Genomic DNA, 10572 nt, shown 5'->3' on the forward strand with positions numbered 1-10572 from the left:
GGTGTCATGTGTGAAACGAAGCCCCCTCAGCCGCCGTCGGCCGGCGCGCTCGTGGTGGACACCAGTCGCGGTGACCGCGTCGGGGAGTTCCGCGGGGTCGCCGGCCCCTACTGGTCGCTGCGCCCCGTGCGCGGCGGCACGGAGTGGGAGGCGGAGCCGCGGCACGTGCGGCCCGCCGAGCCCATGGAGCGCATGCGGGCCGAGAACGCCCGGCGCAACGCGCGCAGCGCGAAGGGCTTGCTGTGAACACCCCGCCGCCCGAAGGGGACGCCACCGGGGCCGAGTTGCGGCGCATGGAGTCGGATCCGGCCTACCGGGCGCGGTTCCTCGCGCTGCTGGACGGTGCCCTGGCGCGGCGGGAGGCCGAGCGCGGCGCGTTCGCGGGCGCGGCCCTGGCGGCGGCCGAGCGGCTGCGGGGCCTGGTCCGTCCCGATCCCGACCCGGCGACCCGGCGCGCCCGCGCCAACCGGCGCAGTGCGGTGGCCCTGACGGTCGGGGCGATCGCGTGGACGTGCTGCGTGGCCGGCATCGTCGCCCGGGGGTGGCTCGCGTGAGCGGCGGATCGCCCCCTCCGCCACCTCCGGCGTGCGGCGCGGCCGGCACCCTCTCCGCGGCACACCTGGAGGCGCTGGCGGGCCTCCTGTGCGCGCGGGCGCTCCTGGAGGTCCTCGCGGCCGGTCCGGAGCTGCGTTGCTCCCTGGACCGGCACGCCGGCCCGCACCTGGACGTCGTCCTCGACCCCGGGGCCGGCGAGGCCCTGTGGGCCCGCTGGTCCGACGGGAACGGTCCCGACGCCGAACCCGATGCGATCCTCCCCCTCCCCGACTGCCCGGTGACCACGGGCCCCGACGCCTGCGCCCACCCCCTCGACCACCCCGGCGGCCACAGCCGGAACCTCACGGCCCCCGTGCCCGCAGGCTCGTCGATGCCGACATAGCGTCATGTGCGGACGACGGTTTATCCTCGAACCGTGCGAGCACCCAGCGATCCCCTGACCGACGCCGAAAAGAACGATCTGGACGAAGCCCTGCGTGCTGTCCGTCGGGCCGAGCAAGCCTTGGCGCGGGCGCAGGCGCAGCTCAACCGCACGGCGGGTCGCATCGGCTCCGCCGACCGGTACGGGCAGAAAGCCGCAGTGGGACGCCGTGTCGGCTGGTCCCGCCAGCACGTCACCACTCTCGCCAACGCCTACCGGGCAGGCGATCCGGACCCGCAGGAGAGGACCGAAGCCGCATGAGTACCGCGCCCCAGCCGTCGGCCACCCCTCAGCCGCCCACCCAGCCCGAGGCGATCCGCGCCACCCTCGCCCGGGTCGCCCCTCATCTCCTCGCCGACTTCGACCGCGACCGGGCGGCCAGCACCGCCCGCGCCCGTACCGAGGTGTCCGCCGCCCCCCTGCGCACCTTCACCGAGGCGTGGGCCGTCGAGGTCGCCATCGCCCGGCATCCCGAGACCGCTGCCCGGCTTCGCGCGTTGGAGGCCCGTGCCGGAGAGGTGACCGACCTCGGCGAGGCCCGGGACATCGCCGCCGAGATCAGCCTCATCCGCCGTGCGGCCGCCGCCGAAGCGGGTATCGCCAAGGCCGGCGGAACCGATCTGTGACCGCCCGTCGGCACATGCTCGGTTCCGGAGGATGGTTCGAGACCCAGGCCCTCCCCCGGATGAGGCCGCGCCTCCTCGCTGTAGTCCTCGTCGTGCCACCGCCGCACCTGCTCTGACACCCGCCCGCCAACGGCGTACCGCCCCCGCAGAACCGGGGCCTCCGTCAGCCGTACAGCCGTTCCAGGACCACCGCGATGCCGTCCTCCTCGTTCGAGAGGGTGACCTCGTCGGCGACGGCCAGGAGCTCGCGGTGGGAGTTGGCCATGGCGACGCCGTGGGCCGCCCACGCGAACATCGGGACGTCGTTCGGCATGTCGCCGAAGGCGATCGTGGACGAGCCCGGGATGCCGAGCACCTCCGCCGCCCGGGCGAGGCCGGCGGCCTTGTCCACGTCCAGGGGCTGGAGCTCCACGGTGTGTTCGCCGGCCATGGTGACGTTCACCAGGTCGCCGACCACCGAGCGCGCGATCCGGGTCAGCTCGTCGTCGCCGAGCCTCGGGTGCTGGAGCAGGACCTTGTTGATCGGGGCCGACCACAGGTCGCTGCGGCGCGGTACGCGGACGGTCGGCAGGTGCGGGTGCCACATCCGGTAGCCGGGCCCTATCAGCATCTCCGCGTCGAGGCCCTCCTGGTTCACCGCCGCCCAGACCTCGCCGATCTCGGCCTCGATCTTGCCGAGGGCGACCTCGGCGAGACCCCGGTCCATGGAGACGGAGTGCAGCAGGAGGCCGCGCGCCGTGTCGTACACCTGCGCACCCTGCCCGCACACCGCGAGCCCCTCGTATCCGAGATCGTCCAGGACGTGTCGGACCTGCGGAACCGGCCGTCCGGTGACGACGATGTGTTGGGCACCGGCGGCCCGAGCGGCCGCGAGGGCCTTGTGGGAGCGGGCGGAGACGGTGTCTCCGGCGCACAGCAGAGTCCCGTCCAGGTCGGTGGCGATCAAGGCGTGGGGAAGGGCGGAAGTCACGGCGTCAAGGATACGGACCCCGTTGGACAAGTCCTACAAATAGCGCCCGAATCCGGCCTCCCACAGACCCCACCGGACACGTAACGTGTCAACGAGCCCCCGGGACACCCCCGGCCCGCGTCGAAAGCGAGGCAGCACCCCATGCCCCAGCAGAGCCCCCTCGATGTTCCCGAGGGCGACCCGTTCGGGCCGCACAACCTCCCCTACGGCGTCTTCTCGACCGCCGGGGAGGACCGTCGCCGGATCGGCGTTCGGATCGGCGGGCACGTGCTCGACGCGGGAGCGGCCGCCCTCGCGCTCGGCTCCCCGTACGCCGGACTGCTCGGCCGGTCCTCGCTGAACCCGCTGCTCGCCGCCGGCCGCACCGCCTGGCGCGACGTGCGCCGCGCGCTGACCGCCTGGGTCACCGACCCCGGCCACCGCCCCACGGTGGAGCCGCACCTGCTGCCGCTGGACGCGGTCACGCTGCACCTGCCGTACGAGGTCGCCGACTACGTCGACTTCTACGCGAGCGAGCACCACGCCACCAACGTCGGACGGATGTTCCGCCCCGACGGGGACGCGCTGACGCCCAACTGGAAGCACCTGCCGATCGGTTACCACGGCCGCTCCGGCACCATCGTGGTCTCCGGCACGGACGTCGTGCGCCCCTCCGGGCAGCGCAAGGCCCCCACCGACGCCGCGCCCGTCTTCGGGCCGTCGGTGAAGCTCGACATCGAGGCCGAGGTCGGCTTCGTCGTCGGCACGCCGTCCGAGCTGGGCCGGCCGGTGCCGCTGGCCGACTTCGAGGACCACGTCTTCGGACTGTTCCTGCTCAACGACTGGTCGGCGCGCGACGTCCAGGCCTGGGAGTACGTCCCCCTCGGCCCGTTCCTCGGAAAGTCGTTCGCCACGTCCGTCTCCGCCTGGGTGACCCCCCTGGAGGCCCTGGACGCGGCCCGCGTCGCCCCGCCCGCCCGGGACTTCCCGCTGCTGCCCTACCTCGACGACGCCGACAGCGACCGCCCCGGCGGCTTCGACCTGCACATCGCCGTCTCCATCAACGGGCAGGAGGTGGCCCGGCCGCCGTTCGCGACGATGTACTGGACGGCCGCCCAGCAGCTGGCCCACATGACCGTCAACGGCGCCTCCCTGCGCACCGGCGACGTGTTCGGCTCCGGCACCGTCAGCGGCCCCGAGGTCGACCAGCGGGGCTCCCTGCTCGAACTCACCTGGAACGGCCGCGACGCCATCGAGCTCGCCGACGGCAAGCGCACCTTCCTGGAGGACGGCGACACCGTCACCCTGACCGCCTGGGCGCCCGGCGCCGACGGCACCCGCGTCGGCCTCGGCGAGGTCACCGGCCGCATCGTGGGATCGCGCTAGTCCGTCCCCGCGACCCGCAGCGCCGTACGCCACACGGGTCGCCCTGCTCATCCGTCCGGCCCGCCCGCGTGGCGGGCCGGACGCGGGCCCGCCCATGCTGCTCGGACAGGCCGAAGTCCCCGCAGTGCAGGAGGCCCTGCCATGCTCGTGTCCACCCGAACCCTGGCCCTCGCCGCCGCCGCGGCGGTGGCGCTCGCCCTCGCTCCGGCCGCCGCGGCCGTCGAAGGTCCGGCGCCCGACCCCCGCAACAGCAAGGCGATGCGCGACATGGCGACGGCCATCGCGGTGACCGCCAAGTACGTGGACGAGCGGCAGGCCCTCAAGGACGGGTACGTGCCGAAGGGCGAGGCCTGCATGAACAATCCGTTCGGCGCGGGCGCCATGGGCTACCACTACGTCAAGCAGGCCAACTGGGGGTCGACGGACCCGGCGAAGCCCACCGCCCTCCTGTACAGCGCCGAGAAGGACCGGCACGGCCGCCGCACCCTCCAGACGGTCGAGTGGATGTCCACCGACCGGGACCAGGACCTGAAGACCACCGACGACCGGCCGTCGATGTTCGGCCTGCCTTTCGACGGCCCGATGCCGGGCCACTGGGCGGGCATGCCCAAGCACTACGACCTGCACATGTGGGCGTACAAGGACAACCCGGCGGGCCGCTTCCACAACTGGAACACGGCCCTGAAGTGCGCGAAGAAGCCCACCACGGGCACCGCCACCACCCCGGCCCACGGCGGGCACTGACGGGGCCGGCCCGGCCCGCATGCGCCCCGGGCATATGACTCACCCGTAAGGACGGCTTCCTCCCGGTATCCCGGCGATACGCTGGTCGGGCTTGCGAGGATCCCGCCCATGGGAGCACTGATGAACCCGGAACACAGCTGGCCGATCCCGCCTCCGGGCGGCTGGACCGCGGACGACCTGGACACGCTTCCGAATCTGCCTCCGCACACGGAGCTGATCGACGGGAGCCTGATCTTCGTGAGTCCGCAGACCCTCTTCCACACGCGGGCGGTCACCTTCTTCGAGCGGCAACTGGACGCGCTGGCCCCCACCGCGCTGGAAGTCCTGCGCGAGTTCACCATCGACATCGACCGCCGCAACCGCCCCGAACCCGACGTCATCGTGTGCCGCGAGGACGTCCTCACCGACCTGGCACAGACCAGGTTCCCCGCCGAGGCCGTCCTCCTGGCCATCGAGGTGGTCTCCCCGGAGTCCGTCGACCGCGACCGCGAGACCAAGCCGCTCAAGTACGCCCGTGCGGGGATCCCCCACTACTGGCGGGTCGAGAACAAGGACGGCCGCGCCGTCGTGTACGTCTTCGAGCGGGAACCGGCCAGTGGCGGCTACGTCGCCACCGGGATCTTCCACGACCGCCTGAAGGTCTCCGTCCCCTTCCCCGTCGACCTCGACCTCACCACCATCACGGCGAAGCGACAGCGGGCCGAATAGCCCCGCGTACGACACCAGGGCCCGGCTCCCCCGTGGGAAGCCGGGCCCTGGTGGTGTTCCGGACCGGTCAGCGGACGAAGGTGCTCGCCTGCCCCGCCAGGTCCAGGAAGTACTGCGGGGCCAGACCCAGGACGAGGGTGACGGCGACACCGACCGCGATGGTCGTCATCGTCAGCGGCGAGGGCACCGCCACCGTCGGGCCGTCCGCCTTCGGCTCACTGAAGAACATGAGCACGATGACCCGGACGTAGAAGAACGCGGCGATCGCCGACGAGATGACACCGACCACGACCAGCGCCCCGGCACCGCCCTCGGCCGCCGCCTTGAACACCGCGAACTTGCCGGTGAACCCGGACGTCAGCGGGATGCCCGCGAAGGCCAACAGGAACACCGCGAACACGGCCGCGGTGAGCGGCGAACGCCGCCCCAGCCCGGCCCACTTCGACAGGTGGGTGGCCTCGCCGCCCGCGTCGCGCACCAGCGTGACCACCGCGAAGGCGCCGATCGTCACGAAGGAGTAGGCGCCCAGGTAGAAGAGGACGGACTGGACGCCTTCCGCCGATGTCGCGATGACACCGGCGAGGATGAAGCCGGCGTGCGCGATCGACGAGTACGCCAGGAGCCGCTTCACGTCGGTCTGGGTCACCGCGATGACCGCGCCGGCCAGCATCGTGACGATCGCGACGCCCCACATCACCGGCCGCCAGTCCCAGCGCAGGCCCGGCAGGACCACGTACAGCAGGCGCAGCAGCGCGCCGAACGCGGCGACCTTCGTCGCGGCGGCCATGAAGCCGGTGACGGGGGTCGGGGCGCCCTGGTAGACGTCCGGGGTCCACATGTGGAAGGGGACCGCGCCGACCTTGAACAGCAGGCCCATCAGGATCAGCGCGCCACCGATCAGCAGCAGCGCGTCGTTGCCCATGGTGGCGGCCAGCGCCGGGTCGGTCTTGGCGACCGTGCCGTCCACCACGTCCGCGATGACCGCGTACGAGACGGAGCCGGAGTACCCGTAGAGCAGCGCGATGCCGAACAGCAGGAACGCCGAGGAGAAGGCGCCGAGCAGGAAGTACTTGACCGCGGCCTCCTGCGACATCAGCCGCTGGCGGCGGGCGACGGCGCAGAGCAGGTACAGCGGGAGGGAGAAGACCTCCAGCGCGATGAACAGCGTCAGCAGGTCGTTGGCCGCCGGGAAGATCAGCATGCCGGCGACCGCGAACAGGGCCAGCGGGAACACCTCGGTGGTGGTGAACCCGGCCTTGACGGCGGCCTTCTCGCTGTCGCTGCCCGGTACGGACGCGGCCTGCGCGGCGAAGGAGTCCACCCGGTTGCCGTGGGCCTCCGGGTCCAGACGCCGCTCGGCGAAGGTGAACATCGCCACGATCGAGGCGAGCAGGATGGTGCCCTGGAGGAACAGGGCCGGGCCGTCCACCGCGATGGCGCCCATGGCGGCGATCTGCGCCTTGCCGCTCCCGTACCCGCCGGCCGCGAGGCCGACGACCGCCGCGAAGGCCGAGGCCAGCGCGGCGACGGCGAGGAACACCTGGACGTAGTAGCGGGACCTGCGGGGGACGAACGCCTCGACGAGGATGCCGAGGATGGCCGCGCCGATCACGATGAGCGTGGGCGCGAGCTGGGCGTACTCGATGTGCGGGGCCGGGATCCGGTCGATCGGGTCCGCGGCCAGGACCCAAAGGCCCGTAGTCGTCGTACTCACTTGGCCGCCTCCACCTCGGGCTCGGGGTCGGTCTGCTGCACATCCGACATGGTGTGCTCGACCGCCGGGTTGACGATCTCGGTCAGGGGCTTGGGGTAGACGCCCAGGCCGATCAGCAGCGCGATCAGCGGGGCGACCACCAGCACCTCCCGCAGGCGCAGGTCCGGCATGGTGCGGACCTCCTCCTTCACGGGGCCGGTCATCGTGCGCTGGTACAGCACCAGCGTGTACAGCGCGGCGAGCACGATGCCGACGGTCGCAATGATGCCGACGACCGGGTAGCGGGCGAACGTGCCGACCAGGACCAGGAACTCACTGACGAACGGGGCGAGGCCCGGCAGCGACAGGGTGGCGAGGCCGCCGATCAGGAAGGTGCCGGCGAGGACCGGGGCCACCTTCTGGACACCGCCGTAGTCGGCGATGAGCCGCGAGCCGCGCCGCGAGATCAGGAAGCCGGCGACCAGCATCAGTGCCGCCGTCGAGATGCCGTGGTTGACCATGTACAGCGTCGCGCCGGACTGTCCCTGGGAGGTCATCGCGAAGATGCCCATGATGATGAACCCGAAGTGGGAGATCGACGCGTAGGCGACCAGGCGCTTGATGTCGCGCTGTCCGACCGCGACCAGCGCCCCGTAGACGATGCTGATCAGGGCGAGGACGAGGATCACCGGCGTGGCCCACTTGCTGGCGTCGGGGAACAGCCCGAGGCAGAAGCGGAGCATCGCGAAGGTGCCGACCTTGTCGACGACCGCGGTGATCAGGACGGCGACCGGGGCGGTGGCCTCGCCCATCGCGTTCGGCAGCCAGGTGTGCAGCGGCCACAGCGGGGCCTTCACCGCGAAGGCGAAGAAGAAGCCGAGGAACAGCAGCCGCTCGGTGTTGGTCGCCATGTCCAGGGTGCCCGCCGCGCGGGCGGCGGTGATCTCCTGGAGGGAGAAGTTCCCGGCGACCACGTACAGCCCGATGACGGCGGCCAGCATGATGAGCCCGCCGGCCAGGTTGTAGAGGAGGAACTTGACCGCCGCGTACGAGCGCTGCGCGGCGGCGTTCTCGTCGGACCCGGAGTGGGCCCGGTCGCCGAAGCCGCCGATGAGGAAGTACATCGGGATGAGCATGGCTTCGAAGAAGATGTAGAAGAGGAAGACGTCGGTCGCGGCGAAGGAGATGATCACCATCGCCTCGACCATGAGGATCAGGGCGAAGAAGCCCTGCGTCGGCCTCCACCGGGAGGAGTTCGTCTCCAGGGGGTCGGCGTCGTTCCAGCCGGCCGCGATCACGAAGGGGATGAGCAGCGCGGTGAGCGCGATCAGCGCCACCCCGATGCCGTCGACGCCGAGTTCGTAGCGGACGCCGAAGTCGGCGATCCAGGAACGGGACTCGGTCAGCTGGTAGCGGTCACCGCTCGGGTCGAAGCGGACCGCGACGAGCACGGCCAGGGCCAGTGTCGCCAACGAGAAGAGCAGCGCGAGCCACTTGGCGGCGGTCCGGCGGGCGGCCGGTACGGCCGCCGTCAGGATCGCGCCGACCGCGGGGACCGCGGCCGTCACCGTCAGAAGCGGGAAATTCATCTCACACCGCCCTCATCAGCAGGGTCGCGGCGATGAGGATCGCCGTGCCCCCGAACATCGAGACCGCGTAGCTGCGGGCGTAGCCGTTCTGCAGCTTGCGCAGCCGGCCCGAGAGCCCGCCGACCGAGGCGGCCGTGCCGTTGACCACTCCGTCGACCACGCTGTGGTCGAGGTAGACGAGCGAGCGGGTCAGGTGCTCGCCGCCGCGGACGAGGACGACGTGGTTGAAGTCGTCCTGGAACAGGTCCCGTCGGGCCGCCCGGGTGAGGAGCGAGCCGCGCGGGGCGACGACCGGGACGGGCTTCTTGCCGTACATGGCCCAGGCGACGCCGACGCCGATGACGAGGACGACCATGGTGGCGGCCGTCACCGTCAGGGCGCTGACCGGCGGGTGGCCGTGCTCGTAGCCGGTGACGGGCTCCAGCCAGTTGAGGAAGCGGTCGCCGATCTCGAAGAAGCCACCGGCGAAGACCGACCCGAAGGCGAGCACGATCATCGGGATGGTCATGGACTTCGGGGACTCGTGCGGGTGCGGGGCGTGGCCCTCGGCGTCGGGCTGCCAGCGCTTCTCGCCGAAGAAGGTGAGGAGCATGACGCGGGTCATGTAGAAGGCGGTGATGCCCGCGCCCAGCAGGGTGACCCCGCCGAGGATCCAGCCCTGGGTGCCGCCCTTCGCGAAGGCCGCCTCGATGATCATGTCCTTGGAGAAGAAGCCCGACAGTCCCGGGAAGCCGATGATGGCGAGGTAGCCGAGTCCGAAGGTCACGAAGGTGATCGGCATGTACTTCCGCAGGCCGCCGTACTTGCGCATGTCGACCTCGTCGTTCATCCCGTGCATCACGGAACCGGCGCCGAGGAAGAGGCCCGCCTTGAAGAAGCCGTGCGTCACCAGGTGCATGATCGCGAAGACGTAGCCGATGGGGCCGAGGCCCGCGGCGAGGATCATGTAGCCGATCTGCGACATCGTGGAGCCCGCGAGGGCCTTCTTGATGTCGTCCTTCGCGCAACCGACGATCGCACCGAAGAGCAGCGTGACCGCTCCGACGACGGTGACGACGAGCTGCGCGTCCGGTGCCCCGTTGAAGATGGCGCCGGAGCGGACGATCAGGTAGACGCCGGCGGTGACCATGGTGGCGGCGTGGATGAGGGCCGAGACCGGGGTCGGGCCCTCCATCGCGTCACCGAGCCAGGACTGGAGCGGCACCTGCGCCGACTTGCCGCAGGCGGCGAGCAGCAGCATCAGGCCGATCGCGGTGAGCGTGCCCTCGGAGGTCTCGCCGACGGAGCCGAGGACCGGTCCGAAGGCGAACGTCCCGAAGGTGGTGAACATCAGCATGATCGCGATGGACAGGCCGATGTCGCCCACGCGGTTGACGAGGAAGGCCTTCTTCGCGGCGGTGGCCGCGCTGGGCTTGTGCTGCCAGAAACCGATCAGGAGGTAGGAGGCGAGGCCCACGCCCTCCCAGCCGAAGTACAGCAGCAGGTAGTTGTCGGCGATGACCAGCAGCAGCATCGCCGCGACGAACAGGTTGAGGTAGCCGAAGAAGCGGCGGCGGCGTTCGTCGTGCTCCATGTACCCGATCGAGTACACGTGGATGAGCGTGCCCACCCCGGAGATCAGCAGGACGAAGGTCATCGACAGCTGGTCCAGCTGGAAGGCGATGTCCGCCTGGAAGCCCTCGACGGGGATCCAGCTGAACAGCCGCTGGTTCAGGGTCCGGTCGTCGGCGCTCCGTCCCAGCATGTCGGCGAAGAGGACGACGCCGATGCCGAAGGAGACGGCGGCGAGCAGGGTACCGAGCCAGTGACCGACCTTGTCGAGCCGGCGGCCGCCGCAGAGCAGCACCGCCGCCCCGAGCAGGGGCGCCGCCACCAGCAGCGCAATCAGATTCTCCACTGTG

At 71.3% G+C, this 10572-nt stretch carries 12 protein-coding genes; 8 read left to right on the forward strand and 4 right to left on the reverse strand.

What is annotated here, in order from left to right:
• The first annotated feature begins 6 nt into the window (after positions 1-6).
• Genes ACZ58N_RS33225 through ACZ58N_RS33245 form a run of 5 tightly spaced genes read left to right on the forward strand, consistent with a single transcriptional unit; the run spans position 7 to position 1602 of the window.
• Entirely contained in the window at positions 7-246 is a 240-nt protein-coding gene (locus ACZ58N_RS33225) for a hypothetical protein (protein ID WP_389710841.1), read from the forward strand.
• Entirely contained in the window at positions 243-554 is a 312-nt protein-coding gene (locus ACZ58N_RS33230) for a hypothetical protein (protein ID WP_471167592.1), read from the forward strand. The genes ACZ58N_RS33225 and ACZ58N_RS33230 overlap by 4 nt, the downstream gene beginning before the upstream one ends.
• Entirely contained in the window at positions 551-937 is a 387-nt protein-coding gene (locus tag ACZ58N_RS33235) for a hypothetical protein (protein WP_471167595.1), read from the forward strand. The genes ACZ58N_RS33230 and ACZ58N_RS33235 overlap by 4 nt, the downstream gene beginning before the upstream one ends.
• Before the next feature lie 33 nt (positions 938-970).
• Positions 971-1237 carry a hypothetical protein gene (locus tag ACZ58N_RS33240; protein WP_471167598.1) on the forward strand — a complete coding sequence of 89 codons (267 nt, stop codon included), beginning with the start codon at positions 971-973 and terminating at the stop codon, positions 1235-1237.
• Positions 1234-1602 (forward strand): hypothetical protein, encoded by a 369-nt coding sequence (locus ACZ58N_RS33245; protein ID WP_471167600.1) that lies wholly within the window; start codon positions 1234-1236, stop codon positions 1600-1602. The genes ACZ58N_RS33240 and ACZ58N_RS33245 overlap by 4 nt, the downstream gene beginning before the upstream one ends.
• Positions 1603-1765: 163 nt before the next feature.
• Here ACZ58N_RS33245 and ACZ58N_RS33250 read toward each other — a convergent pair whose 3' ends face one another.
• Positions 1766-2572, reverse strand: coding sequence for an HAD family hydrolase (locus ACZ58N_RS33250; RefSeq protein WP_471167601.1), 807 nt, complete (start codon positions 2570-2572; stop codon positions 1766-1768).
• A 141-nt stretch (positions 2573-2713) separates the two neighbouring features.
• Here ACZ58N_RS33250 and fahA point away from each other — a divergent pair, with 141 nt between their 5' ends.
• The 3 genes from fahA to ACZ58N_RS33265 all read left to right on the forward strand — a co-directional run bounded on the left by fahA (position 2714) and on the right by ACZ58N_RS33265 (position 5389).
• The gene (gene fahA / locus ACZ58N_RS33255) at positions 2714-3937 is read left to right on the forward strand and encodes a fumarylacetoacetase (protein ID WP_471167604.1); all 1224 of its coding nucleotides are present in this window, start codon (positions 2714-2716) and stop codon (positions 3935-3937) included.
• 141 nt (positions 3938-4078) lie between these two features.
• Positions 4079-4681 (forward strand): hypothetical protein, encoded by a 603-nt coding sequence (locus ACZ58N_RS33260; protein ID WP_471167607.1) that lies wholly within the window; start codon positions 4079-4081, stop codon positions 4679-4681.
• Positions 4682-4789: 108 nt separating this feature from the next.
• Positions 4790-5389 (forward strand): Uma2 family endonuclease, encoded by a 600-nt coding sequence (locus tag ACZ58N_RS33265; protein WP_388895441.1) that lies wholly within the window; start codon positions 4790-4792, stop codon positions 5387-5389.
• 67 nt (positions 5390-5456) lie between these two features.
• Here the strand turns inward: ACZ58N_RS33265 and nuoN are convergent, their stop codons facing one another.
• Genes nuoN through nuoL form a run of 3 tightly spaced genes read right to left on the reverse strand, consistent with a single transcriptional unit; the run spans position 5457 to position 10568 of the window.
• A complete protein-coding gene (gene nuoN / locus ACZ58N_RS33270; protein WP_471167610.1) occupies positions 5457-7103 on the reverse strand; it encodes an NADH-quinone oxidoreductase subunit NuoN in 1647 nt (548 codons plus the stop codon).
• A complete protein-coding gene (locus ACZ58N_RS33275) occupies positions 7100-8671 on the reverse strand; it encodes an NADH-quinone oxidoreductase subunit M (RefSeq protein WP_281205121.1) in 1572 nt (523 codons plus the stop codon). The genes nuoN and ACZ58N_RS33275 overlap by 4 nt, the downstream gene beginning before the upstream one ends.
• 1 nt (position 8672) lies before the next feature.
• Positions 8673-10568: an NADH-quinone oxidoreductase subunit L gene (gene nuoL, locus ACZ58N_RS33280; protein ID WP_471167613.1), complete on the reverse strand. Its 1896-nt coding sequence runs from the start codon at positions 10566-10568 to the stop codon at positions 8673-8675.
• Between the last annotated feature and the right edge of the window lie 4 nt (positions 10569-10572).

It is taken from the genome of Streptomyces sp. NPDC040432, assembly GCF_055595445.1.

Bases quoted from the DNA above. Each gene is read 5' to 3' on its own strand.
- ACZ58N_RS33260 (WP_471167607.1), top strand. From the start codon at position 4,079: ATGCTCGTGTCCACCCGAACCCTGGCCCTCGCCGCCGCCGCGGCGGTG.
- fahA (WP_471167604.1), top strand. From the start codon at position 2,714: ATGCCCCAGCAGAGCCCCCTCGATGTTCCCGAGGGCGACCCGTTCGGG.
- ACZ58N_RS33275 (WP_281205121.1), bottom strand. From the start codon at position 8,671: ATGAATTTCCCGCTTCTGACGGTGACGGCCGCGGTCCCCGCGGTCGGC.
- ACZ58N_RS33225 (WP_389710841.1), top strand. From the start codon at position 7: ATGTGTGAAACGAAGCCCCCTCAGCCGCCGTCGGCCGGCGCGCTCGTG.
- ACZ58N_RS33245 (WP_471167600.1), top strand. From the start codon at position 1,234: ATGAGTACCGCGCCCCAGCCGTCGGCCACCCCTCAGCCGCCCACCCAG.
- ACZ58N_RS33265 (WP_388895441.1), top strand. From the start codon at position 4,790: ATGGGAGCACTGATGAACCCGGAACACAGCTGGCCGATCCCGCCTCCG.